General features: G+C 59.3%; 27 protein-coding genes and 1 tRNA gene. 11 read left to right on the top strand and 17 right to left on the bottom strand.

Annotation, left to right across the window (positions count from 1 at the left end; all coding sequences use genetic code 11):
- The first annotated feature begins 74 nt into the window (after positions 1-74).
- Entirely contained in the window at positions 75-986 is a 912-nt protein-coding gene (locus tag CCX46_RS07320) for a LysR family transcriptional regulator (RefSeq protein WP_127926215.1), read from the top strand.
- Positions 987-1,095: 109 nt separating this feature from the next.
- On the opposite strand, the gene CCX46_RS07315 is transcribed toward CCX46_RS07320, so the two are convergent.
- The 3 genes from CCX46_RS07315 to CCX46_RS07305 are packed head-to-tail and all read right to left on the bottom strand — an operon-like array spanning position 1,096 to position 2,940.
- A complete protein-coding gene (locus tag CCX46_RS07315; protein ID WP_034153178.1) occupies positions 1,096-1,638 on the bottom strand; it encodes a DUF2937 family protein in 543 nt (180 codons plus the stop codon).
- A 12-nt stretch (positions 1,639-1,650) separates the two neighbouring features.
- Positions 1,651-2,427 carry a class II glutamine amidotransferase gene (locus CCX46_RS07310; RefSeq protein WP_007911322.1) on the bottom strand — a complete coding sequence of 259 codons (777 nt, stop codon included), beginning with the start codon at positions 2,425-2,427 and terminating at the stop codon, positions 1,651-1,653.
- A gap of 15 nt (positions 2,428-2,442) precedes the next feature.
- Positions 2,443-2,940: an MFS transporter gene (locus CCX46_RS07305; RefSeq protein WP_127926214.1), complete on the bottom strand. Its 498-nt coding sequence runs from the start codon at positions 2,938-2,940 to the stop codon at positions 2,443-2,445.
- Positions 2,941-3,177: 237 nt separating this feature from the next.
- Here CCX46_RS07305 and CCX46_RS07300 point away from each other — a divergent pair, with 237 nt between their 5' ends.
- Both CCX46_RS07300 and CCX46_RS07295 read left to right on the top strand, forming a co-directional pair.
- The gene (locus tag CCX46_RS07300; RefSeq protein WP_127926213.1) at positions 3,178-5,232 is read left to right on the top strand and encodes a S9 family peptidase; all 2,055 of its coding nucleotides are present in this window, start codon (positions 3,178-3,180) and stop codon (positions 5,230-5,232) included.
- 203 nt (positions 5,233-5,435) lie between these two features.
- A complete protein-coding gene (locus CCX46_RS07295) occupies positions 5,436-5,909 on the top strand; it encodes a cyclic nucleotide-binding domain-containing protein (RefSeq protein ID WP_034153174.1) in 474 nt (157 codons plus the stop codon).
- On the opposite strand, the gene CCX46_RS07290 is transcribed toward CCX46_RS07295, so the two are convergent.
- A complete protein-coding gene (locus CCX46_RS07290) occupies positions 5,906-6,190 on the bottom strand; it encodes a hypothetical protein (RefSeq protein WP_127926212.1) in 285 nt (94 codons plus the stop codon). The two genes, CCX46_RS07295 and CCX46_RS07290, sit on opposite strands and share 4 nt — an antisense overlap.
- Positions 6,191-6,270: 80 nt before the next feature.
- Here CCX46_RS07290 and CCX46_RS07285 point away from each other — a divergent pair, with 80 nt between their 5' ends.
- From CCX46_RS07285 to CCX46_RS07270, 4 genes are all read left to right on the top strand, one after another.
- The gene (locus CCX46_RS07285) at positions 6,271-6,957 is read left to right on the top strand and encodes a spermidine synthase (RefSeq protein ID WP_007911335.1); all 687 of its coding nucleotides are present in this window, start codon (positions 6,271-6,273) and stop codon (positions 6,955-6,957) included.
- Positions 6,958-7,005: 48 nt separating this feature from the next.
- Positions 7,006-7,377, top strand: a complete 372-nt coding sequence (locus CCX46_RS07280; protein WP_007911336.1) for a YajD family HNH nuclease — start codon at positions 7,006-7,008, stop codon at positions 7,375-7,377.
- Between the two features lie 132 nt (positions 7,378-7,509).
- The gene (locus CCX46_RS07275; RefSeq protein ID WP_007911337.1) at positions 7,510-7,980 is read left to right on the top strand and encodes an RNA methyltransferase; all 471 of its coding nucleotides are present in this window, start codon (positions 7,510-7,512) and stop codon (positions 7,978-7,980) included.
- 81 nt (positions 7,981-8,061) lie between these two features.
- Positions 8,062-8,439: a YgaP family membrane protein gene (locus tag CCX46_RS07270; protein WP_127926211.1), complete on the top strand. Its 378-nt coding sequence runs from the start codon at positions 8,062-8,064 to the stop codon at positions 8,437-8,439.
- 103 nt (positions 8,440-8,542) lie between these two features.
- On the opposite strand, the gene CCX46_RS07265 is transcribed toward CCX46_RS07270, so the two are convergent.
- Positions 8,543-9,772, bottom strand: a complete 1,230-nt coding sequence (locus tag CCX46_RS07265; protein WP_127926210.1) for a hypothetical protein — start codon at positions 9,770-9,772, stop codon at positions 8,543-8,545.
- 35 nt (positions 9,773-9,807) lie between these two features.
- Entirely contained in the window at positions 9,808-10,257 is a 450-nt protein-coding gene (locus CCX46_RS07260) for a YcgN family cysteine cluster protein (protein WP_016984673.1), read from the bottom strand.
- 280 nt (positions 10,258-10,537) lie between these two features.
- On the opposite strand from CCX46_RS07260, the gene CCX46_RS07255 reads away from it, so the two are divergent.
- A complete protein-coding gene (locus CCX46_RS07255) occupies positions 10,538-11,131 on the top strand; it encodes a nitroreductase family protein (RefSeq protein ID WP_116028869.1) in 594 nt (197 codons plus the stop codon).
- Positions 11,132-11,240: 109 nt separating this feature from the next.
- Here CCX46_RS07255 and CCX46_RS07250 read toward each other — a convergent pair whose 3' ends face one another.
- The 4 genes from CCX46_RS07250 to CCX46_RS07235 all read right to left on the bottom strand — a co-directional run bounded on the left by CCX46_RS07250 (position 11,241) and on the right by CCX46_RS07235 (position 15,514).
- Complete coding sequence (locus CCX46_RS07250) at positions 11,241-12,173, bottom strand: D-2-hydroxyacid dehydrogenase (RefSeq protein WP_127926209.1); 933 nt, start codon at positions 12,171-12,173, stop codon at positions 11,241-11,243.
- 104 nt (positions 12,174-12,277) lie between these two features.
- Positions 12,278-12,571, bottom strand: a complete 294-nt coding sequence (locus tag CCX46_RS07245) for a YcgL domain-containing protein (protein WP_007911350.1) — start codon at positions 12,569-12,571, stop codon at positions 12,278-12,280.
- The gene (rnd, locus tag CCX46_RS07240) at positions 12,568-13,701 is read right to left on the bottom strand and encodes a ribonuclease D (protein ID WP_077571546.1); all 1,134 of its coding nucleotides are present in this window, start codon (positions 13,699-13,701) and stop codon (positions 12,568-12,570) included. Before rnd ends, CCX46_RS07245 begins: the two co-directional genes overlap by 4 nt.
- A gap of 163 nt (positions 13,702-13,864) precedes the next feature.
- Positions 13,865-15,514, bottom strand: coding sequence for a phosphoethanolamine transferase (locus CCX46_RS07235; protein WP_127926208.1), 1,650 nt, complete (start codon positions 15,512-15,514; stop codon positions 13,865-13,867).
- A gap of 414 nt (positions 15,515-15,928) precedes the next feature.
- Here CCX46_RS07235 and CCX46_RS07230 point away from each other — a divergent pair, with 414 nt between their 5' ends.
- Together CCX46_RS07230 and CCX46_RS07225 are read left to right on the top strand one after the other, a co-directional pair.
- Positions 15,929-17,116, top strand: coding sequence for a cyanate transporter (locus CCX46_RS07230; RefSeq protein ID WP_127926207.1), 1,188 nt, complete (start codon positions 15,929-15,931; stop codon positions 17,114-17,116).
- A gap of 182 nt (positions 17,117-17,298) precedes the next feature.
- Entirely contained in the window at positions 17,299-18,234 is a 936-nt protein-coding gene (locus CCX46_RS07225) for a LysR family transcriptional regulator (protein ID WP_127926206.1), read from the top strand.
- Between the two features lie 3 nt (positions 18,235-18,237).
- Here the strand turns inward: CCX46_RS07225 and CCX46_RS07220 are convergent, their stop codons facing one another.
- From CCX46_RS07220 to CCX46_RS07195, 6 genes are all read right to left on the bottom strand, one after another.
- On the bottom strand, positions 18,238-18,603 hold the full coding sequence (locus CCX46_RS07220; protein WP_127926205.1) for a 5-carboxymethyl-2-hydroxymuconate Delta-isomerase: 366 nt from the start codon (positions 18,601-18,603) through the stop codon (positions 18,238-18,240).
- A gap of 165 nt (positions 18,604-18,768) precedes the next feature.
- On the bottom strand, positions 18,769-19,689 hold the full coding sequence (locus CCX46_RS07215; RefSeq protein ID WP_007911372.1) for a LysR substrate-binding domain-containing protein: 921 nt from the start codon (positions 19,687-19,689) through the stop codon (positions 18,769-18,771).
- A gap of 73 nt (positions 19,690-19,762) precedes the next feature.
- Positions 19,763-21,859, bottom strand: a complete 2,097-nt coding sequence (locus CCX46_RS07210) for a DUF6311 domain-containing protein (RefSeq protein WP_127926204.1) — start codon at positions 21,857-21,859, stop codon at positions 19,763-19,765.
- Positions 21,856-22,242: a GtrA family protein gene (locus tag CCX46_RS07205; RefSeq protein WP_127926203.1), complete on the bottom strand. Its 387-nt coding sequence runs from the start codon at positions 22,240-22,242 to the stop codon at positions 21,856-21,858. Before CCX46_RS07205 ends, CCX46_RS07210 begins: the two co-directional genes overlap by 4 nt.
- Positions 22,239-22,949 (bottom strand): class I SAM-dependent methyltransferase, encoded by a 711-nt coding sequence (locus tag CCX46_RS07200; protein WP_127926202.1) that lies wholly within the window; start codon positions 22,947-22,949, stop codon positions 22,239-22,241. Before CCX46_RS07200 ends, CCX46_RS07205 begins: the two co-directional genes overlap by 4 nt.
- A gap of 3 nt (positions 22,950-22,952) precedes the next feature.
- On the bottom strand, positions 22,953-23,918 hold the full coding sequence (locus tag CCX46_RS07195; RefSeq protein ID WP_127926201.1) for a glycosyltransferase family 2 protein: 966 nt from the start codon (positions 23,916-23,918) through the stop codon (positions 22,953-22,955).
- Between the two features lie 278 nt (positions 23,919-24,196).
- Here CCX46_RS07195 and CCX46_RS07190 point away from each other — a divergent pair, with 278 nt between their 5' ends.
- Complete coding sequence (locus tag CCX46_RS07190) at positions 24,197-24,388, top strand: YegP family protein (RefSeq protein ID WP_016984684.1); 192 nt, start codon at positions 24,197-24,199, stop codon at positions 24,386-24,388.
- 226 nt (positions 24,389-24,614) lie between these two features.
- On the opposite strand, the gene CCX46_RS07185 is transcribed toward CCX46_RS07190, so the two are convergent.
- Positions 24,615-24,704: transfer RNA gene (locus CCX46_RS07185), tRNA-Ser, on the bottom strand.
- Positions 24,705-24,725: the final 21 nt, after the last annotated feature.

The raw sequence follows: 24,725 nt of genomic DNA, 5'->3' as shown, positions 1-24,725 counted from the left end.
GCGCGGCCCTGCTGCGTCCAACGAATAAAACCCCGCCTTAGCCATAAGAAAAATTTGTCACCCGAGCCTTGCCCATGAATCTGAAGTTTCTCGAGACCTTTGTCTGGGTCGCCCGACTGAAGAGTTTTCGCCTGACCGCCGACAAGCTGTTCACCACTCAGGCGTCGATTTCCAGCCGCATTGCGGTGCTGGAGGGCGAGCTGGGGGTGAAGCTGTTTTTGCGTGATTCACGCGGGGTCAGCCTGACGCCCGAAGGGTTGAAAGTATTGGAGTATGCCGAGCAGATGCTCGACACGATGTCGGCACTGAAGCAGTCGATCGAGACCCGTTCGAGCAAGGTCGGCCGGGTGCGCATTGGCGTGATGGACACGGTAATCCACACCTGGCTCAGCCCGCTGGTGGCGCAGATGACCGATCTGTATCCACGGGTGGAAATCGAGCTGGTGGCGGATACCTCGCTGAATCTCTGCGATCAGCTGCAAAAAGGCTTCCTCGACATCGTTCTGCAAACTGACCTGGTGCGCCATGAAAGCGTACGCAGTCTGGAGCTGGCCAGTCATCCACTGGGCTGGATTGTCGCCAGTAATTCGATCTACAACCGTGACTACGCCGACCTTGCCGAACTGGCGCAGGAACGCATCATCACCTACTCGAAAAACTCCCGACCGCATCAGGATCTTCTGGCGCTGATGCAGGCGAACGGCGTAATGGCGCCACGTTTGAATTGCGTGAATTCGGTGTCGGCGATCACGCGGTTGTTACGCGATGGATTTGGCATTGGTGTGCTGCCACCGGTGCTGGTGGCTGAGGAATTGGCGCGGGGGGAGTTGACCTTGCTGGCGGTTGATCAACGGCCACCGAACTTGCAGGTGGTGGTGTCGTGGCGGGTGGGCGTTGAGTGGGTCGAGGAGATTGTGACGTTGTGTCAGCAGGTGCTGGAGGGATATGCGATCAAGGTGGGCAAGGACTACATCGCTTTAAGTTGATCGTTTCTACGCTCCGCGTGGGAATGCAGCCCGGGACGCTCCGCGTCCCTCGAAAGCCGAACGCAGAGCGTCCGTTGAGGCATTCCCACGCAGAGCGTGGGAACGATCATCAGAGACCGCGCACGTCGCGGTCTTCGATCGGCCGGCTCTGGCGCAGGCGTCGACCGCCGAGAACAACCCAATCGATCAAGCGGAACAGGCATTCAATGCCGAACGACAGCAGCAACGCACCGCTCATGCCCCAGATCATCGCTTCCGGAGTCAGCAGGATCTGGTAGCTGTATCCGTTCCAGGTTTCCTTGCGGATATCCGGATCGGCGGCCAGCACCACTTGCAGGAAGCGGATGTACCACGGGCCTTGCATCGCCTGGAACTGCTTGTCCAATGCCACCTGACGCGTGAGCAAGGTGTTCAGACTGTCGGCGTCGCTGCGGAAGATCGGATCTTCACTGGCGCGGTAATGCGCAACCAGTGCCTGCATATCGCCCTTGAAGAACTGCTCGGCAGTCCCTTGAAAACCGCGCAAACCGGTCTGCGCTTCGATCAGATGCGCCTCGACCCGCTTCGCGTAATCATTGATGAATCCCGGCACCTGGACACCGATCAACAGGCCCGCCGCAAACAACACCAGCCGTACATAACTGAGCAACATCGGAGTAGATCCTTATTCGGTCTTGCCCTGGCTGACGCATTCGCCGCGTCGCCACAGGCTCCATTGGCCCGGTTCGTAGCGGGTCCAGGTTTCATTTTCGGTCAAAGGTTCGGTGGCGATCACCGTGACCACGTCGTTGGGCGTGGTCTCCGCCTGGAAATCGACGATGACATCGACATCCTTCAACCGCGCCGGGCCGAACGGTGCGCGTCGGGTGATCTGCGCCAGTTTGGTCGAGCAATAGCAGAACAGCCAGTCGCCATCGCTGAGCAGGCAGTTGAACACGCCTTTGCTGCGGTATTCGGCGCACGCGGCGACCAGATCCGGCAGCAATTCTTCTATATCGACCGGCTCCGGGAATGCTGCACGCACGCGGTTGAGCAAATCGCAGAACGCCGCCTCGCTGTCGGTATCGCCGACCGGGCGGTAGAAACTTTTGATCGGGGTGAAATCGGCGAGCTGGCCGTTATGCGCGAAACACCAGTTGCGCCCCCACAGTTCGCGGACGAACGGATGGGTGTTGGACAGGCAGACCTTGCCGACGTTGGCCTGGCGGATGTGGCCGATGACCACTTCGCTCTTGATCGGATAGCGCTGTACCAGATTGGCGACTTCCGATTCGCAACTCGCCGCCGGGTCCTGAAACAGGCGCAGGCCACGGCCTTCATAGAACGCGATGCCCCAGCCGTCGCGGTGCGGGCCGGTGCGGCCGCCGCGCTGCATCAGGCCGGTGAAGCTGAACACGATATCGGTCGGCACGTTGGCACTCATGCCCAGTAATTCACACATGTGCGGACTCTCGGGTTACAGGCGCGGCTCGACCCGCATGCGCTGCGGATTGCTCGGTACTGGCGGGCGACCGTAACGGTCATCACCGGCGCCGCCAAACGGTTGATCGTCGTCGCGGTCATCGGCGCGTGCGGCGGCCTTGGCGGCTTCGGCCTGTTCCCGGCGCGCCTTCGAAGCACGTTCGAGCGGGAAGCGGATCAGCACGAAAATCAGGTAAATGCCGAACGCGATCATGCCGTACATGAACAGATCGGAGACCGCACGCCAGGCGTTGTTACCGACCTTGAAAGCCAGATCCAGGGCGGTGATGGCGATGGCCGGCGCGACCTTTTCCTTGACCGGGTCAATGATGGTCGGGCTGAACAGCAACACGGCCATCAATACACGCAGCGGCTCGCGCAACCAGCGCCACATCCAGGTAGTCAGGCGCATCCATACCAACAGGCAGCCCACAGCGGCAAAGGCGTAGAGGCCCCAGGCGATCAGATAGTCGTTCTCGGTCATGGTGTCCATGGCAAGGCAGGCAAAGAGGCGCTTATAGTAACGACTTTTCGCCCGTGCGGCTTGTCCCAATACCAGACGGCCAGCAGCAAACCCTGTGGGAGCGAGCTTGCTCGCGAAAGCGGTGGGTCAGTGAAACAAATGTCATCTGACCGGACGCCTTCGCGAGCAAGCTCGCTCCCACAGGGGGCTGCGGCGGTTTCACGACCCGCGAAAACCCTTATTCCGTACATTGTCCGAGAACCTTCCATGCCCCAATCCGCCAACGTCATCAGTGCCCCGATCGCCCACAAGGCTGCCGGTGCCGACCCGTATGCCTGGCTGCAGGAGCGCGACACCGACGCGGTGCTCGATTACCTCAAGGCCGAAAACGCCTGGCAGGAAGCGCAAACCGCCGATCAGGCCGAATTGCGTGAAACCCTGTTCGAAGAGATCAAGGGCCGAATCCTCGAAACCGACCTGTCCCTGCCTTCGCCGTGGGGCCCGTACCTGTATTACACGCGCACCACGGCGGGCGACGAGTACGCCCGGCATTACCGCTGCCCACGCCCGGCAGACGACAGCCTGACCCTCGACGAAAGCCGCGAACAACTGCTGCTCGACCCGAATGTACTGGCCAACGGCGGGTTCTTCTCGCTGGGTGCGTTCAGCATCAGCCCGGACCATCAACGTCTGGCCTACAGCGTCGACGCCTCGGGCGATGAGATTTACACGCTGTTCGTCAAGGAACTGTCCAACGACAAGGTCAGCGAACTGGAGTTCGAAGACTGCGACGGCAGCATGACCTGGGCCAATGACAGCCTGACCCTGTTTTTCGGCGTGCTCGACGACACCCATCGTCCACACAAACTGTTCCGTTATCGCCTCGACGGTACGGCTGCCGAAGAGGTGTTCCACGAGCCGGACGGGCGTTTTTTCCTGCATTGCTACCGTTCCAGCTCCGAGCAGCAATTGCTGCTGTCGCTGGGCAGCAAGACCACCAGCGAAGTCTGGGCGCTCGACGCCAATCAGCCGCACCTGCCCTTCACCTGCCTGGCGCCACGGGTCGAGGATCATGAATACGATGTCGATCACGGCCTGCTCGATGGGGTGTGGACGTGGTTTATCCGCAGCAATCGTGACGGCATCAACTACGCCCTGTATCAGGCCCCGGACACCGGCACCGCGCCGACCGAGGCCGACTGGCAAAACCTGATCCCCCACAGCGACACAGTGATGCTCGATGGCGTCAGCCTAAACACCGAGGCCATGACCCTGAGCCTGCGCGAAGGTGGCCTGCCGATCATCGAAGTTCACCCACACGGTCTGACGCCTTATCGCGTGCAATTGCCGGACGCGGCCTACAGCCTCTATGTGCAAAACAGCCTGGAGTTCGAGAGCGACCGCATTCGTCTGCGCTACGAGGCGTTGAACCGTCCGGCACAGGTTCGCCAACTGATCCTCGCCAGCGGCGAACAGGCGGTGTTGAAAGAAACTCCGGTACTCGGTCCGTTCGACGCCGACGCTTACGTCAGCCAGCGCCTGTGGGCGACGGCGCCGGACGGCACGCAAGTGCCGATCAGTCTGGTGATGAAGCGCGAAATGGTTGGCAAAGCGGTGCCGCTCTATCTTTATGGTTACGGCGCATACGGTTCGAGCCTTGATCCGTGGTTCTCCCACGCCCGCCTGAGCCTTCTGGATCGTGGCATGGCCTTCGCCATTGCTCACGTGCGTGGCGGCGGTGAATTGGGCGAGGCCTGGTATCGCGCCGGCAAGCAGGAACACAAGCACAACACCTTCAGCGATTTTATCGCCTGCGCCGAATTCCTGATCCTCAACGGCATTACCACGGCAGAAAAACTGGCGATCAGCGGTGGCAGCGCCGGTGGTCTGCTGATTGGTGCGGTGTTGAACCAGCGCCCGGATCTGTTCGGCGTGGCGATTGCCGAAGTGCCGTTCGTCGACGTGCTCAACACCATGCTCGATCCGGATCTGCCACTGACCGTCACCGAATACGACGAATGGGGCAATCCCGAAGAGCCGCAGGTTTACGAGCGGATCAAGGCTTACGCGCCGTACGAAAATGTCAGCGCGCAGGATTATCCAGCGACGCTGGTGATTGCCGGCTACAACGACAGCCGCGTGCAGTATTGGGAAGCGGCCAAGTGGGTGGCGAAATTGCGCGCCACCAAGACCGACGACAACGTGCTGTTGCTCAAGACTGAACTGGGCGCCGGGCATGGCGGGATGAGCGGGCGTTATCAGGGATTACGTGACGTAGCACTCGAATACGCATTTGTTTTCAAGGTTTTGGGTCTGGCCTGAGGAACTCCGTCGGTCACTTGGGTCTTAATTGCAGACCCAAGAGGCCGATACTCCACAGATCCCTTTGTGGGAGCGAGCCTGCTCGCGAATGCGACCTGTCATCCACATCGTCGGTGACTGACACTACGCTTTCGCGAGCAGGCTCGCTCCCACAGGGGCGATGTACAGCCTTGAAAATGTGAAAACAAAAAGACCGTGACGACATGTCAGAACCGACCTTCCTGAACAACGAAATCCGCGACTGGCTGATGGACTGCGGCCTGTTCGATCAATTGCAGCTGGCCGACTTTGCAGCCGCTTCCGGCTACTTCAGCATCAGCACCGTGGCTGAGGGCGAGGCGATTTTCCGTGAGGGCGATGCCGGCAGTTTCATGTGCATCCTCCACACCGGCCAGGTCGCCGTGCAGAAAACCGGGCCCGATGGTCAGGTGATCACCATGGCCACCTTGCGCAGCGGTCGCGCGTTCGGCGAAATGGCCGTGCTCGACGGTGAACGCCGCTCGGCCACCTGCGTCGCCGCGACTAACTGCCAGCTATTGAACCTCGGCAAGGATTCGCTGGAAAAAATGCTCAACGACGCGCCGAAGATCGCCGCGAAGATCATCCGCGCCCTCGCCGTCTCGCTGTCCAAACGCCTGCGCATGGCCGACGGTCAACTGGCGGCGCAACAGGTTTAACCGCCGGGGGTTTTCGCTTTGGTGCCGCTCGGTTCAATGCCCGGCACCGGTTGATCCTTGCTCGGCGGGCTGGGCATTTCAATCGGCACCAGCGGCGGGCTGCCACTGCCGGCGCCCGACTTGGGAATGTTGATCGGCGTGATCTGCGGGTACGGCGTCGGCGTCGCGGTGCCGGGCGAACCGGGTTGCGGCGCCGGGCTGACCGGAATGGTCTGCTGCGCCTGCACTGCAGTAATCGAGAGCGCGGCCAGGGCAATGACCGTTAGAATGGTGCGCTTCATCAAGGGCTCCGTTTGGCCTCTAGTCTGCGCTCAGGCTACTCCCAACGGGCCTGCTTGCCTTCCCCCTTGTAGAGATTTCCATGAAACGTTTCGTTCTGCTCGACACCACCCCGATCCCTGAAAGCGGCGGTGCCCTGTGCCTGTTCGAATATGGCGAGGATTTCGTCATCAAGATCCAGGGCGGCGACGGCGGGCAACTGATGAACACGCGCATGCACGGTTCCGAAGATGCACTGGCCGAAATTCCTTGCCGCAAGGTCGCTGGCCGGCCGGATTCACGGGTGCTGATCGGCGGTCTGGGCATGGGCTTTACTCTCGCCTCGGCGCTCAAGCATCTGGGCAAGACTGCCGAAGTGGTGGTCGCGGAATTGGTGCCCGGCGTGGTCGAGTGGAACCGTGGCCCGCTCGGCGAGAAGTCCGGCCGGCCGCTGCTCGATCCGCGCACGGTGATCCGTCAGGAAGATGTGGCCAAGGTCCTGCAAAGTGAGCCGAACGGTTTCGACGCGATCATGCTCGATGTCGATAACGGCCCCGAAGGCCTGACCCAGAAGGCCAACAGCTGGCTGTACTCCGCCGCTGGTCTGAATGCCTGCGCCAAAGCCCTGCGCCCGAAGGGTGTGTTGGCGGTTTGGTCGGCCAGCGCCGACCGGCTGTTTTCCGACAAATTGAAGAAGGCCGGTTTCAAGGCCGAAGAAGTCCAGGTCTTCGCCCACGGTAACAAGGGCACGCGGCACACAATCTGGATTGCCGAGAAGCTCAAGGGCTGAGCTAAACTCTGCGCATAACCGTCATTAGTCTTTTACAAAGGTGAACCCATGAGTTCGTCCACCCCAACCAACACGTCGAAGCTGGATCGCATCCTCGCCGACAACCAGCGCGACAAGGAAATGGGCTACCGCGACAAAGCCCTGAAGATGTACCCGCACGTCTGTGGCCGCTGCACCCGTGAGTTTTCCGGCAAGCGCCTGAGCGAACTGACCGTGCACCACCGCGACCACAACCACGACAACAACCCGCAGGACGGCTCGAACTGGGAATTGTTGTGCCTGTATTGCCACGACAACGAACACTCGCGCTATACCGATCAGCAGTATTTCAGCGAAGGCTCGCTGAGCACGCCGAAGATTGCCAAGGCAACGCATAACCCGTTTGCCGCCCTCGCCGGATTGATGAAAAAAGAAGATTAAAAAGCAAAAGATCGCAGCCTTCGGCAGCTCCTACAGGGTGTGCACCATCCAAATGTAGGAGCTGCCGAAGGCTGCGATTTTTTGATCTTATCCCCGTATAATCGCCCTCTTTTTCCCGAAGGCACCTCGCTCGTGGCAGACAAACGGTACAGCTGCATTGGTTTGTATAACCCCAAATCACCGGAGAACGTCGGTTCGGTGATGCGCGCCGCAGGCTGCTATGGCGTGGCGTCGGTGTTCTACACCGGCAAGCGTTATGAACGCGCCGCCGACTTCGTCACCGACACCAAGCGCGTGCACTACGACATCCCGCTGATCGGCATCGATGATCTGAAAAAGATCCTCCCGCTCAACTGCGTGCCGGTCGCCGTGGAACTGGTCGAGGGCGCCCGCCCGCTGCCGGAATACACTCACCCGGATCGCGCCCTGTACATCTTTGGCCCCGAAGACGGTTCGCTGGATAAAGAGATTCGCGATTGGTGCGAAGACGTCGTGTACATCCCGACCACCGGCTGCATGAACCTCGCCGCGACAGTCAACGTCGTGCTCTACGACCGCATGGCCAAGGGCTTGAACACCCGCTCCGGGCCAAAATTCCGCTGAAGCGCCGCACATTCGATGGAACGAGCTGACCGCTCCGGCAGTCAGCTTGTTTATCGATTACTCATTGCCTGGAGAAAGATCATGACCGAGCTCAAACGTGTCGAACGCATCGAATCCACCCCGTTCCAGAGCCATTCCGAGCAGAACGTCGAAGGCTGGGAGCGCATCGGCTCACTCGCGGGCGGCGTGATCATGGTCGGTAAAGGCCTGCGCCGTGGCGGCGTGTTCGGGTTGATTCAGGTGGCGATTGGCGGCGTGGCCATGGCGCGCGGGATTACCGGGCACAGTTCGGTGAAAAGCCTGTTTGAGAAAAGTCGTCAGGACATGAACAACGTGCGGGCGAAGATCGAAAGGGCCGGGGAAGAGCTGAGCAAGCTCAAGGCCAATGCCGAGGCGGCGACCAGCACCGCCACGGTGACCGGCAATGATTCGGTGAAATCGCCGAAAGCCGGGGTCTGATCCAAGAGTTGCGGTGGGGCTAATGGCCCCTTCGCGAGCAGGCTCGCTCCCACAGTTTGAAATGCATTCCCCTGTGGGAGCGAGCCTGCTCGCGAAAGCGGTATTACTGAAGCAACGCGGTATCAAGGACTTTGGAGGACTCACCGAGAACGCTCTCAGCCAGTTGCACAAACTCCTTGGTACTCACCGTCCCCAGATGCATCGCCCCACGCAACACATCATCCAGCGAACGCTTGTTGCGCGTCTTCAAGCGAATCTCGCGATCCAGTTCCTGCAACACCACCACTGCTTTCGCCACCTGCGCCGGGCTGATCTGCTCGCCGCGCAACGTCGTGACTTTCTGGCTGTCCCTGGCCAGTTTCGTCTGCAAACTCTGATAACGCTCATCGCTCATGCCACCGGCACGGCGCACCAGTTCAATCGCGTAATACTCGGCAAAGCCTTCGCTGATCCAGTCACTGCGCTGCTCGTCGTTGATCCGCCCGAACACCTGCGCCAGCTCACGCACCAGCGCGCTGCTACCGTTTTCGCTGACCAGCGGCAATCGCGTATTCACGTAGATGGATTCATGCGCACCGAGGCTGCCGCGCCACATCGGGTCGTTGGCGCCGACGATCAATAGTTTGCTCGGATGGCGTGGATAAACGGCCTGCACCTGCGGCCAGACGAACGTCAGCAACGTCAGTACGTCCATTCGGCGCATACCCTGCCCTTGCGGCGAGGCCACGGTGACTTCGGTTTCGCCCAAGCGTGTGCGGCGGCTGCCGAGGTGGCCGGCAAGCATCCAGCCGGTCGGGCGGTCGAACAGGCGCGAAGGATTGTCGATGCGGAATTTGTTTTTGCCGATGCGTGGCCACGCGGTTTCGATGCTTTTCCAGCCGTCGGGCAGTTCGAATTGCAAGCGCGCAACCAGTTCAGTGCCGTCCTGCTGATCGAGTTTGGCTGGCGGTACCAATTCGTCGCCACGCATCAACGCCCAGGTCGGGGTCATGCGCGTGTCGAAGCTGCCGTTCTTGCGGCCGTGGCTGATGCGTACGCGGTAGGTCAGGCTGGACTTTTCGCTGGCGGGGCGCCAGACCCCGCGCGCCTGTTTGCCTGGGCTCAGCAGCCACTGACCGTCAGCCTTGAAGTCGCTGTAATGACTGCCGTCGCCAAGATCGAAATCGAGACTGCGCACCGCTTCACCCTTGGCCAGGGTCAGGCGTACTTCGACCTGATCGCTCTGTGGCAACAGGCGCACGTGATAATCCAGATCGACTTTCTTCGCCGCCCAGACCGGCGCGCTCAACGCCAGCAGCGCGACCATCAACGCTTGCGGCAATCCGACAGCCATACGCACTCCTTGGTAAAGCTTGGAACAGCAGGTGTTTAACCTGCGCGGAAAATCAGGTGATCTTCCCAGTCATCTTCCGGCACGCTGCCTTCGGCAAGCATGCGCCCGGACTGGGAAATACGCTCATGGTGCACCGCGTCGCGATCGCCACACACCAGGTGGTGCCACAACGGCAAATCCTTGCCCTCACTGACCAGTCGATAACCGCAGGTCGGCGGCAGCCATTTGAATTCCTCGGCCTGACCCGGGGTGAGCTGGATGCAGTCCGGGACAAATTTGAGGCGATCAGGATAGTCGCTGCACTGGCAGGTTTTCAGGTCCAGCAGTTTGCAGGCGATGCGCGTGTAATAGACGCTGTTGTCTTCTTCATCCTCGAGTTTTTGCAGGCAGCACAGACCACAGCCGTCGCACAGCGATTCCCATTCCTGGTGATCCAGTTGATCGAGGGTTTTGCGTATCCAGAACGGTTCGACTTTGGCGGCCATGATTCAAGCATCAACATCAGGTGGTGAAAAGGCCGCCAGTCTAGTGCCCAAGGCCTTGCGGGCCAAGCGTTGGCGACTGCCGGTTGTGCGGGACTTGTCAGTTTTTGTGGCGGCGCGTAGCTTTGCCTGTCGTCACGAGCCTTGTCCGGAAGCCATTAACGCTCGACCGCGTTGCATTCCGGTGAACAGTCATGGCTCGCCAAACCCCATCGTTCAGCGCAACTGATCCCGCCGGGTTTGCAATCGAATCTCTTACTCAAACGTAGCCAGGAATCTCTTGATGAGTGCCAACCCACGCGTTGCCGATTACGCTATTCACCCGCAATTCACCGACCGCTGGTCGCCGCGCGCCTTCACCGGTGAAGCGATCCCGGAAGAAACCCTGCTGAGCTTCTTCGAAGCCGCGCGCTGGGCGCCTTCGGCGTACAACTCGCAGCCGTGGCGTTTCCTGTATGCGCGTCGCGATACGCCGAACTGGGAGCGTTATCTGGGCCTGTTGAATGAGTTCAACCGTAGCTGGGCGCAGCATGCGTCGGCGCTGGTGATCGTGATTTCGAAAACCACGTTTACTGCACCGGGTGCGACGGAAGAAACCCCGGCGTTGTGGCACACGTTCGACACCGGTTCGGCGTGGGGCCATCTGGCGCTGCAAGCAAGCATCAGCGGCTGGCACACCCACGGCATGGCCGGTTTCGATCAGGAACTGACGCGCAAGGAGTTGAATATTCCTGAAGGTTACGCGCTGCACGCGGCCGTGGCGGTCGGCAAACTCGGTGACAAGGCAACGCTGGCTGAATACCTGCAAGCCCGTGAAGAGCCGAGCCCGCGTCGTCCGCTGAACGAACTGGCGGCGGAAGGCGACTTCACCCTCTAATCCACACGCAAATGATCGTTCCCACGCTCCGCGTGGGAATGACTCAAGGGACGCTCCGCGTTCCAATGGGACGCAGAGCGTCCCCGGCTGCATTTTATCGGGCGAACATTCAATATCCGCGGTTGAAATCCACTTCCCCGCGCAACGCTTCGCTCGCCTGATACGCCTTCAGGTTCTCGACAAACAGCTGCACCATCAACGCCGGTGACGTCGGTGCCGAGCTGTGCCCGGTCAGCAGCAAACCCCAGGCAGTCCAGAACGGATGCCGTTGCGGCAATGGTTCCTGACGGCAAACGTCGATCACCGCCCCCGCCAGATGCCCTTCCTTCAGCGCCTCCACCAGATCCGCGTCAACCACAGCGACCCCGCGCCCGGCATTGATAAACAACCCGGTCGGCTTGAATTGCTTGAACAGCGCCGCGTCGTAGATATCGTGAGTGTGCTCGGTGTTCGGCAGCAGATTGACCACGTAATCCACCTCGCCCACCAGGCGTGGCAGATCGGCCATCGAACCGACTTCGACAAACGGCGCCTGCTCACGGGCGCTGCTGGCGATGCCGTACAACTCGATGCCGAATGGCAGCAGGAATTGCGCCACGCTCTGGCCGATGTCGCCAGTGCCGACGATCAGCACCTTGCGCCCGACCAGACTCTGGCCGCTGCGGTTGTCCCACTTGCGCTCGACCTGGCTGACCAGTCGCGCCAACACTTCGCGCTCATGGCCAAGAATGTAAGTCAGCACGTATTCAGCCATCACCTGACCAAAAATACCCACCGCGCGGGTCAAGCGATAATCGCGACGCAAGCCATCGGCAAGCAGCGGCGTGATGCCGGCCCAGGTCGATTGCAGCCATTGCGGTTGATGGCCCTGACGCAACAGGGTCGCCAGCAGATCCGGCTGGCCCAGCCACACCGGGCAATCGGCGGCCTGACGGGCCAGCTCGGCGGAGTCGCCACTGGTCAGTACTTCAAGCTCCGGCGCTGCCTGACGCAGCAGCCGGGCGTAAATCGCGTGGTCGTGTTCAGCAATCAGAACGCGCATCTTCAAACCTTTCGCAAACCGTGCAGACGGCCGCCGGATTCGGGCGACCATCGCGGTAAAAACAGTTCCTGGGTAAACCGAGACTCAGAACAGAGCCTCGCAGATCAGACCGGATCGTTGCGTCGCAGCAACTCTTCGGGCAGATGCTCGATGTACTCGTCCTCGGCTGGCGGCATTTGCAGGTGATAGCCCTGCTTGTCGAGGTTCTCCAGGACCACGACGATGTCTTCGCTGGCCAGTTTGCGCTCGGGCGACAGCACCAGATCGAAGGAATGCTTCGGCTTGCCGAAGGCCAGCATCAGCGCTTCCGGCACACGCTCCAGCGCATCACTTTTGAGCACATAAAGGTACATGCCGCTGCGCTTGGAGCTTTGGTAGATGGAACAAATACGTTTCAAGGCTGTTCTCCGGCGGTGGCCAGGCTGTCGAGCAGCTTCTGACCCATGAGTTCGCGGCGCCAGCCACGCAGCGACTCAGGCAATTGGTAAGGACCCTCGGGGTAGCCACTTTTGACCAGGGCTTCGAGGGTTTTCTTGCGCAGCATCAGTTCCGGGGCAATGCCCAGACGCTCGGCCTCAGCCTGGCCCAATGCGCGCAGTTGTTTGATCAACGCAGCCGCTTCGATCGGCAATGGCTCCGCTACGGCGGGCGGCCATTGATCAGGCCCCACACTGCCAGAGCGCTTGATCAGATCAAGCAGAAACTGGCCGTCCTGACGCACGGTACGCGGGTGCATGTCTTCGATCTTGCCCAGCGCCGCGAGGTTGTCCGGTTGCGTGCGGGCCAGCGGCCACAGCGAATGCTCGCGGACGATGCGGTTGCGCGGCAGATCGCGGGCACGGGCTTCTTTTTCACGCCAGGCGCACAGCTCACGCAGTACCGCCAGTTGTGCGCGCGAAAGTTTCCACGCCAGCTTGGCCTCGCGGTAGACCTCGTACGGATCGGTTTCGCGGCGCAGGTTGGCAACCAGTTCGGCGCCGTCCTCCAGCACCCATGCGAATTTGTCGTCGGACAGTTTCGGCCGCAGCTGTACGAAAACCTCGGCCAGATGCACCGCATCTTCGGCGGCGTAGCTGATTTGCGTGTCGGACAACGGACGCTGCAACCAGTCGGAGCGAGTCTCGCCCTTCGGCAGTTCGATGCCGAGCACTTCCTGCACCAGCCGCGAATAGCCCATCGAGAAACCGAGGTTCAGGTAAGCCGCGGCCAGTTGCGTGTCGAACATTGGCGCCGGCAGGCTGCCGGTCAGGCGCAACAGCACTTCGAGGTCTTCGCTGCAGGCATGCAGGACTTTGAGCACTGCCGGGTTTTCCAGCAGAGCGGCCAGCGGTTGCCAGGCGTTGATGGTCAGCGGATCGATCAGGTAGGCGCGTTTGCCGTCGCCCACCTGCAGCAGGCCGGCAATCGGGTAGAAGGTGTCGACCCGCATGAATTCGGTGTCGAGGGCAACGAACGGCAGCTGCTGCCACTCGGCGCAAAACTGCGCGAGGCTTTCGTTGTCGCGAATCCAGTGAATATCGATGGCCACACGGCTCTCCCTTGAAGAATGGCGCGCAGTATATATCGCCACCGGCGATTTACGCGCCTGTGAAGGGCAAGAGCTGTAACGAAATGTCCTGCCAAAGAGCAAGAATAGTCTGACAGAGAAAACAGACAGGCCCGTCAGGTCAGGATGACCGGCCCGAATCGGCTCAGTCCTTGGCCAACACGCCGTCGATCACCGCGCCACGGCAACCGGCGAACATGTCCAGATCCGGCTGATAGACCTTGCTCTTGACCTCGAGCAGGCCAAGCATCGAGTGGAACAGGTTGTCCTGACTCAGCGGTTTGTCGCGGCTCATCTGCAGGCAATGGGTGTCGACCGAATAGGCCTTCTGATAGTTGTCGGAGAACCACGCGAGCATGGCGACATGCTTTTGTTGCTCTGGCGCCAACATGTAAGGCGTGCCATGCAGGAACAGGTTGTATTCGCCCAGTGACTCGCCGTGGTCCGACAGATACAGCATCGCGGTGTCGACTTTGTCCTGATTGCTGCGCAATACATCGATCAGGCTCGATAGCACATGGTCGGTGTACACCAGCGTGTTGTCGTAACCGTTGACGATACTTTCGCGGCTGCAATTGTTCAGCGCGTTACTTTCACAAACAGGTGTGAAGTGCTCGTATTCCTTCGGATAACGCTTGAAGTATTCCGGACCGTGACTGCCCATCTGGTGCAGGACCAGCACCGTGTCTTTGTCCAGATGATCGATAAAGCTTTGCAAACCTTGCAGGAGGATTTCGTCACGGCACTCGCTGTTGGCGCACAGCGCCGGATCTTTCAGGTTGCTGACATCCTGCAAGGTGACCCGATCACAGGTGCCTTTGCAGCCTGACTGGTTGTCGCGCCAGATCACGTCGATACCCGCACGTTTGAGCACGTCGAGCAGACCTTCTTCATTTTTCGCCTTGCTCGCGTCGTAATCCTTGCGACCCATGTTGGAGAACATGCACGGCACAGAAACGGCGGTTTCTGTGCCGCAGGAGTGCACATTGGTAAAGGCGATCAACCCGGCTTCCTTGTCGAGTGTCGTTGTGGTGTCGCGGTCATAACCGAGTATGCCGAAGTTCTCCGCCCGGGCGCTTTCACCTACGACCAGCACGGTCAGGGATTTGCGCGGCTGGAGTTTCAGATCGGGATTGCGCTGAGCATCTTCGCCGATCTTGACGAACGGTTGCTGCGCCGAAACCACTTGCTCACGCAAGTAACCGGCCGATGCGCCAATGTAGTTGCTCGGCACCAACATCAGGCGAATTTCGTGATGGTTGCGAAACAGTGAAGACAAGCCCTGATAGTTGGCCAGGGCCACGCCGCCAATTACTGCTACCGAGGCGACACTGACAATAACTTTACTGAACAACTCACGGTGCCAGCGACGATAATTAATCGGTAACTTCCACAATATCCAGGAGGGCAAGACACCGAGCAACAGAATATATGCAAACAACTTCAATGAGAGTAGATCACGCACTTCCGTTGCATTGGTTTCGGCAAAGTTGCGAAACATGCCGGCATCGATCATAACGCCATATTGACTCATGAAGTAAGCCACCCCGGCGCTGATCAGGAATATCAGCGTCAACAGTGGTTTGAGCAACGGGCGGAATGCCAGAACCGTCAGCACGATGTTGAATGCCGCGAGGATCATCACCCCGAACGCCACGCGCATGGCGATGCCCTTGCCATCAGCGGCAGTGATCTCGAAGAGGTGCTGCCAGAGGACAACATTGCAGCCAATTAAAAGAAAGGCACTGGCAATCAACGTCACCCATTCCGGGCGCACGGCTTTTAACTTCAACATAGAAAGGGGCGATCCTGAAAAGAAGATCCTTGGTCAAGGAGAGAAAATTCAATTGTGAAAATTTCATTAACTAAGGCATGACAAACTTTAAGCAGGCAACCATCAATTTTTTGTGAAAAAGACGCCAACGAATAGTTGGCTTTTGGTGATGTGATGAAACTTGTGAAGTATTTGAGAATGGTTCAGCTTTTATTCAGTAAAAACAACACGGCAGTTCATTGTGGGAGCAAGCCTGCTCGCGAAGAGGCCGGCACATTGAACACTTTGGGTGACAGACAATCCGCTTTCGCGAGCAGGCTCGCTCCCACCAAGGGTGGCGGGGTATCGAGTTTTTAAATACTGCTCAGGATTTTCTGGTTTGCCCGGACTAGACAGCTCTGCGCCTAATCATCCGCCCCGCCCAAAGGTCTGATGATGGAAAACGTTCGCGCCACCGCTCGCCCCGCCGCCTGGTTGATGCTCGCCATCATTCTCGTAGCCCTCAATCTGCGTCCGTCGATGGCGGCAGTCGGTCCGTTACTGTCGGCCATTCGCGGTGACATCCCGCTGAGTTTCACTGTCGCTTCACTGCTGACCATGCTGCCGGTGATGGCCATGGGGCTGGCGATGTTTTTCGGCATTGGCATCAGTCAACGGCTGGGTGAGCAACGGACGGTATTGCTGTCCTTGCTGATCATCGGCCTGGCGACATTGTCACGACTGTTTATCGACTCTGCCGCCCAACTGATTGCAAGCGCCGTGCTGACCGGCATCGGCATAGCACTGATTCAGGCGTTGATGCCGGCGCTGATCAAATCGCGCTTTGCTGACAACGTCGCGCTGTGCATGGGTCTATACGTCACATCGATCATGGGTGGCGCCGCGCTTGCCGCCTCGCTCGCGCCGCTGGTGATGGTGCAGACCGGGAGCTGGCGCAGTGGTCTGGCCTTCTGGGCGATTCTGGCTTTGCTCGCGTTTGTGTTCTGGTGGTTCCAACGCCGCCAGCAACCCTCCACGGAGATGGCGGCAACCAGAAAAGATTCGTTCTTCGCCAATTCCCGCGCCTGGTTACTGGCGATCTTCTTTGGTTTGGGTACGGCGTCCTACACCTGTGTGCTCGCCTGGCTCGCCCCTTACTACGTGGAAAAAGGCTGGAGCGAACCAAACGCCGGGCTGCTGTTAGGTTTTCTGACAGCCATGGAGGTGATTTCCGGCCTGGTGGTTCCCGCTATCGCCAATCGCCACCGTGATCGGCGCGCGGTTCTGATGGCGCTGCTGACGCTGATCATCGCCGGGTTTTGCGGCTTGATCCTCAGCCCGCAACATCTCAGCCTGCTGTGGCCCTGCCTGTTGGGGCTGGGCATTGGCGGTTTGTTTCCGATGAGCCTGATCGTCTCGCTCGATCACCTCGACAACCCGCAACGTGCCGGAGCGCTGGCTGCTTTCGTGCAGGGCATTGGTTACTTGATCGCCGGCCTCTCGCCGCTGTTGGCCGGAATGATCCGCGATCGACTCGGCAGCTTCGAATGGGCCTGGTGGTCGCTGATGGCAGTGATGGGTTTGATGATGCTGATGGTGTGGCGCTTCGATCCTCGGCATTACCTGCGGCACTTTCAGGGATAAAGCTAAAGGCCTCTGGCCATCTTTCCGCGCTTTGATCGGCGACGTCGTGTTACTAAAACTTTCTGTCCCACAACTGACCGTGAAACGTCCTACAGGGCTTTGTCCTGGCACCATCGTTCCGTTAGGATCATTCGCACACGTTTGCGCGGATTCAGCGCAAGGAGCACAGCGAGACAGAACGGATGCTGAACAGTAACTTGCTACGCAAGCTCGACATGCAGGACCTCATGGTATTTCTCGCCGTTTATGAGCAAAGCAGCGTCACCGATGTGTCGGAAACCCTGTTCGTCAGCCAGTCCACCGTCAGTTACTGTCTGAAAAAACTGCGCACCAGTTTCGAAGACGAACTGTTCATCAACACCCGCACCGGCATGCGTCCGACCTACAAGGCCAGCAGCATGTACGGCCATGTGCAGAAGATCCTCGAAAGCATCAACCTGTGCCACGCCGGCGCCCCCACGTTCGACCCGACCCAACAGGCCGTCACGTTCAACATCTGCGCCCCGGAATACTTCGAGCAACTGATCCTGCCGCGCCTGTTGAAGCGTTTCGACTTCGACGATCTGCCGGTGATGGTCAACATGCACAAGTTTGAAACCGATGTGCCGGCGGATGAGTTGCGCGATGGCAGCCTCGATCTGGTGATCAGTTTCGGCCCCAACTTCCACCGTCATCACACTGACCTGAAATCACGGATGCTGCTGGAGGATGATCTGGTCTGCGTCTTCGACAAGCGCGCCACGCCACTGGAACCGCGCCTGAGCCTGCAAGCCTTCACCGAACGCCGGCACGTGTTCCCGACACCGTGGACGTCAACCACCAACATGGTCGACGGCTGGCTGGCGCGGCAGGCGCAGAAGCGCCAGATCGTCGCGCGCTCGAACAGCTACAGCGCCGCGCTGAAAATGATCACCGGGACAGACTTCATCCTCACCCTGCCCCGCCGTATTCAGCGTTTGCTGACCAACGAAGCGGTGTTCAATCACTGTGAAGCGCCGAACGGCTTGCCCGGCTTTACCCTCGACATGCAGTGGTGCCAGAGCGTTGATCAGGACAGCGCCAATCTGTGGTTGCGCGAGCAGGTGGTCAATGTGTGCAACGAGCTCGAAGCGGCCTGAATCCTACGCGCCAATCGCGGTTTTGCTGTAGGACTCGCGATCCATATCGACCAGCTCGACACACAGCTGCACTTCGACGCCGGCCGGCCATTCGCACAGGTCCTGCAAGACCGCCAACAGGCTTTCTGACAACTGCTTCTTGATCTGCGGCGAACGCCCGCTGAGCAGCGCCAGCTTCACATAGACGAAGGCGCGCTCGGCCATGGCGGTGCCGACCTTGAACGTCTCGACTTTAATCGCACGACTTTTGATATCGAACTCCGCCGCGAACTGACCGGACCCCACCAGGGTGTTGTTGAGCCGGATCAATGCGACGTCGGCGTTCAGCTGCGGCAGGTTGGCGGTGTATTCCATGTGCAGGTGTGGCATTGCAGGTCCCCGGTGGGTTGGCAGAAAGGTCGTACATATAGCACATGCGGCTCATCACCAATCCCTGTAGGAGCTGTCGAGTGAAACGAGGCTGCGATCTTTTGATCGTGAGATTTGAAGATCAAAAGATCGCAGCGTGCCGCAGCTCCTACACGGTGTTATGGCTCAGGATGGGGTCAGTGGCCGTTCACTCATGAATTGCTCCAGCCTTGAGCGCAGCCAACGCTCGGCCGGGTCGCTGTCCACATGGCTGAGCCAGACCATCGACAGATCCAGCGTCGGTGTTTTGAATGGAAACGGTTCCTTGAACAGTAACCCGGAGGTGGCCATGGCCGCTGCGGTGTAATCCGGCAGACTGGCGATCAGATCAGTACCGGCCAGCAGCGCTGGTAAAGCACTGTATTGCGGCACCGACAGTACCACTTGGCGCGTGCGCCCCAGCTCCGCCAGCCACTCATCGGCAAAACCACTGACGTTGGCCGTGTGCGAAACCAGTACATGCGGGCGCGCGCAATATTCATCCAGCGTCAGCGGTGTATCGCTGGCGTCGGCGCGCAGAATGCTCGGCTGGATATGCCGCAGCAATTTGCGCTTGGCATTGGCCGGCAGACCACGGGTCTGACTGATGCCGACCGTGATGTCGCCCGCCGCCAGCAGATCGGGAATCCGCCAGTAATCAACGTGTTGCACGACAAACACCACGTTCGGCGCTTCCTGACGCAGCGCACGCAACAGTGGCGGTAGCAGGCCGAATTCGACGTCATCGGACAGGCCGATGCGGAAAGTCATGGTGCTGACGGCCGGATCAAAATCGCGGGTCAGGCTCAACGCCACCGACAGCGAATCCAGCGCCGGCTTGAGATGGCGAAAAATATCTTCGGCGCGGGCGGTCGGCTCCATGCGATGACCGACGCGGATGAACAGCGGATCGTTAAGCATCGTGCGCAAGCGGTTAAGCGCCGAACTGATGGTCGGCTGGCCGAGAAACAGTTTCTCGGCGGCCCGGGTCACGTTGCGTTCGAGCATCAAGGTCTCGAACACCACCATCAGATTGATGTCGGCTTTGCGTAGTTCATTGCGGTTCATCCATTGCCCCCTGCCCCCCGGAATACCGGCAGTGTAGAAAGGCGCAGGCCCCGGCGTCCATCGCCACAGTGCGTCAGTTCACCGTCAAGTGCTTCAAGCCCAGGCCCATGACCCGTGAATCGTCGTTCAATCCCATTTGTTCCGGGCTGATGGCGTCGGGTAATTGCAGCTCGATCGTCAGGCGATCGTTGTCCGCCAACTGCTGGCGGATCGTCGCAGGGATCGGGATTTCCAGATGATTATCCTGAAGTTGCGTCAGCCGCGTGGTCAGCACCTGCTCACCGTTCAAACTGACGATCACTCGCTGCGCCGGGTGTTGCGGGTAAACGAAAGCCAAGGCATCGAGGACGATCGAGCGCGCCTCGGGTGTAAGCCGCAAGTCAATCTGCGCCCGCTGCCCCGCCGACCATGTCCCCCAGCTTTCCGGAGTCGACCAGCCGCTGGTGAGCTGCCGGGTGGTGTGGTTGAACGTCATGACCTGACCGGGGCGCGACAGCGCCAGCCATGACATTCGCCGGCCTTCATCCGGCATGCTCAAGCATTGCGAACAGCGCTTCCAGCCCGGCGCCAGCACCACCAGGCCATCCACTCTGGTCAGCAGATCGGTTTCACTGTCGACGTTTTTCGCGGCGTCGACCAATACGGAATCGTCAAGGATGTACAGCGAGTCAGTGTCGTATTGCCCCGACTCAAGCATGCGCTGTGTTTTTTGCCGAGCCTGCTCCAGCGCCTTCGAACTCATCCGCCCCATATAAACAGCGTCGGTTTTCATGCCATGAGTGGCGGCAAAAGCGGCGATATCCTGCCAGCGTTCAGACTGATTCTGCGGCATCAGGCTGCGGATTTTCGGGTAATGCGCCGCTGCATTTGCCCAGAACGGATCACGCATCGGCGTTGCCCATTCGGCGGACGGTGCGAGCATTTTGCTCTGGCGCAGCCCCATCCAGCCATTACGTGTGTCGACGATCTGAATCGCCAGCGCCAACGCCAGCAGAGCAATGACCGTACGCGGACGGAAACCGCGTACCAACAGAAAAATCACCAGCAGGGTAAGCACATACAACACCGGCCAGAACATCCGGCCCGAGGCGCGAAAAACATTGGCCAGGCCGATCGCAATTTTCGGCAATGGATAGCTGAACGTCTGTGCACCGAAGCCGATCTGATTCGATAACGCGAACACCCACAGCGCGATCAACGCCGCCAGCAACCATGGCCGCGCACGCAACTGGATCTGCAACGGCTGGCGGTTTCTCAGCCAGGCGATAATCGCTACAGGCACCAGCAACAACACCCCCAACCCCAGGTAGTTGAAGCCCTCGTAATCGCCACTGGCCTTTGGCAGATTCGGCAAAATCAACGACCAGCCTGCCGGATCGAATGGCGACAGCAGATTCATCCGGTATAAACCGAAACCGCCGGACTTCACGCCATCGGCAATGGCGAAGTAACCCGTCTGCCAGCAACACAGGCTCACCACGGCGAACAGCAACATGCCTTCTAGCAGGCTCTGACGCCGAGTCAATTGTTGGCTGAAGGTCTTGCCGAGCAGATCAGCGACCCAGATCAACGCAACCATTGCGAGCAGGTACGCATGCACCATCGCCGTCACAGCCAACAACGTGCCCCAGGCCAGGCGCCGTCGATGCAGCTTCGGCAACAACGCCTGGTACAACGCGGCAAGAATCAGAAAATGCCCGGCCAGTGAAAGGTGGCCGCCCATGCGCAGAAACATTGGCGGCGAAAACACCAGTAATCCTGTTCCCAACAGCCGTACCAGCGGATTCGTTGTTATCAGCCCCAGCAGCTTCCAGGCAAACCAGGCTTGCAGAACGAAACACGCCAACAGCCACAGACCGAAGTACTGGAAGGTCGCCGGCAACCAGGCATTGAACGGTTTGAACAGCAGCGCCAGCAGCGGATTGGAGTCGGAAAAAATGATCGAGCTGCCCAATTCCAGACCATAGAACGGGTTGAGCCCGAGCGGAAAGGTCCACGGGGAATGCCGGAAATACGCCCACCCCAGATAATGCGTCGCCGGGTCGCCCTGCTCCAGCCAGGCAATATTTTGCGGATCCAGCGCTTGTGGCCCGATCACGCAGAAGAACGCCAACACGCCGAGCAACAAGGGCAAAACGCCCAACGCCGGATGCTTTGCTGAATCCTTCATCGATACGTCCAGAAATTGTGCAAGACAAAGGTGAATGCCGGAATCGTCAGCGCTACCGCGACGATGCCCAGCAAGTAAGGCAACCCGGCAATCTGCGCCGCCCAGGCAACGAACATCGCGAGGAAAAAACCACCCGTGGAAACCAGCAGAAAGCGCCGCAGCGTTCGCCCGTGCAGACGGGCAGAAAAACTCCAGGTGGTGTTGATTACGTAGGACACCACCGTTGCCACCGCAAACGCCACACCATTGGCAAGCGGCGGTTGCGCGGCGATGAAGTTGATGAACAGCACCGCCACCAACGCATGCAGCGCGGTGACGAACAGACCGGTCACGGCGAAGCGCAAACCGCGCTGAATCAGCGCTGATTTTTCGCCTGAAGTCACGGCTTTTGCGCCAACACAAAAACACTCAAACCGGCGAGACGGTTCATGCCCATCAACGGCAATTCAAGGCTGCACAAGGTCTTGAGCACGCCGTTCACCAACGGATGATGGCGTTTGAGTTGCGAACGCGCCGGCTGGGTTTGGGCGCTTTGCGGCAACAATCGCAACGCCGCCGCAATCGGGAACACCGCACCGAAATAATAGGCACCGCGCTGCACCGTCAAACCGGCATCGCGCGCCAGTGTCTCGAACTGCGCCAGGGTGTAGCGCCGTTTGTGTTCAAGAAAGTCATCGTGGCCGCTCCACAGAAACTGGAATGCCGGCACCGTCATCAGGAAGCGACTGCCCGATGGCACTTTATCGACATACATCTTGAGCAAGCCGAGGTCGTCATCGACATGCTCCAGCACGTCCATCAACAGCACCAGATCGGCATCGATGGTTTCAATTGCGCGACGGTAATGCACCGGTTTGCCGGCGGTGGTCGCGCTGGAGTCGGCGGGATAACTGATATCCACGCACCACGCTTCGCGGGCATCGGTATGCGTCAGCAAATGATGGGAGAAAAATCCCGAGCCAGCGCCGACATCGAGTATTCGACTGATGCGGGCATCGCCCAGCATTCGCCTGGTGGCTGCGGCTTTCGAGCAGTAATACCAATGCTCGCCGATGCTGTCGCCGAGGATGTCGGTTTCCTTGAGATCCATGTGTCAGTCCTTGGGGTCGTAGACGCGACGCACCAGAAAAACCGGCCGGCGTTTGGATTCGATATAGGTGCGACCCAGGTACTCGCCGAGCACCCCGATGCCGATCAATTGCAGTCCGCCGAGAAAGGTCACGGCCACCATCAGCGAGGCATAACCGGGCAAGTCGACACCATGAATCAAGGTGCGCACGACAATGAAAATGGCGAAGGCAAAAGACACCAGCGACACCAGAGCGCCCACGTATGTCCAGACTCGCAGCGGCTCGGTACTGAAACTGGTGATGCCCTCCAGCGCGAAATTCCACAGCCGCCAGCCATTGAACTTGCTCTGCCCCGCTGCGCGCTCCGGGCGCTCGTAATCGACGTGGGTAGTACGAAAGCCGACCCAGGCGAACAGGCCTTTCATGAAGCGCCGGGATTCGGGCAGCGTCAGCAAGGCATCGACCACGCAGCGATCCATCAGGCGAAAATCGCCGACGTTTTCGGGTAAAGGCTGTTCGGCAATTTTGTTGTGCAGGCGGTAGAACCAGTGCGCCGAGGTCTGCTTGGCCCAGGTGTCGCTGCGACGGCTGATGCGGTGACCGAGCACCACTTCAAAGCCTTCACGCCAGCGCTCGATCATTTGCAGAATGACTTCCGGAGGATCCTGCAGGTCAGCATCGATCGGCACCACGATCTGCCCGGTCGCGATCTGCAGACCGGCGGATAGCGCCGCCTCTTTGCCGAAGTTGCGGCTCAGGTCGACGATACGCAGACGCGCATCCTGATGCTGATGTTCGAGCAGGCGTTCGAGCGTGGCATCAGTACTGCCGTCGTTGACGAACACCAGTTCAAGATCGATTGACGCCTGCATCTGAAAGACGTCATTGATGCGCCGCAGAAAGGTGTCGAGGCTGTCCTCTTCGTTAAATACGGGGACCACCAGCGATAACGTCACCTGCCCCGCCTGTTGCGTTCCGTGCTCAGTCAAAGGAGTGCTCTTTTTATAGTGTTTGTCGGTCGCCGAACGATATTCGACGCCATGAGCCGTCCCGTATTAAGCAGCAGCGTCGACAACGTTGCAAGGAGCAGACGGCGTCATATTGGCCAATCCAGAGGCCTATCCACACGCTCTAGCCCGCGCCCTTCAGAAACATCCGCGAACGATTGGAAACAAATGTCCGATAGCCAAAAAAAGCTTCTGCGCTAGGCTTGCGAGCATGCGCCACACAGGCTGTCGCACAAAATCAATCGCATGGAGCGAACTGAATGTATTTCGAGATTTACAGGCAATCCAGAGGCACCCCGAGCACCGGCAAAGGACAATGGCGCTGGCGGCTGAGGGCGGGTAACCACGAGACCATCGCCAGTGGCGAGTCGTACGTGAATAAAGCGGATTGTTTGCATGTGATCGGGCTGATCAAGGCTGTGCAGGGGGAGACGCCGGTGAAGGAGATTTAACCGCATTAGTCTGGTTGGACATTTGCCGTCGTGAATGTCCAATGCAGGGGTAATTTGCTTCTGCAGAAATGAGAAAGCCCCACTGGTTTGATTCAGCGGGGCTTTTTTATGCAGGGTGAGACGGGGGTTGATTCGCGAGGATGACACTGGGTTGCGCATCTTCTGGCTTTTGCCCGAAAACAAAAAAGCCCCGTAGATTTTCATCTACGGGGCTTTTTCTATGTAATGGCGGAGAGATAGGGATTCGAACCCTAGGTACCGGTGAAGGTACAACGGATTTCGAATCCGTCCCATTCGGCCACTCTGGCATCTCTCCAACGGCGCGCATCATAACAAC

This window comes from Pseudomonas sp. RU47 (assembly GCF_004011755.1).
Taxonomy (GTDB): domain Bacteria; phylum Pseudomonadota; class Gammaproteobacteria; order Pseudomonadales; family Pseudomonadaceae; genus Aquipseudomonas.
This window is presented reverse-complemented; position numbering and strand designations above follow the sequence as displayed.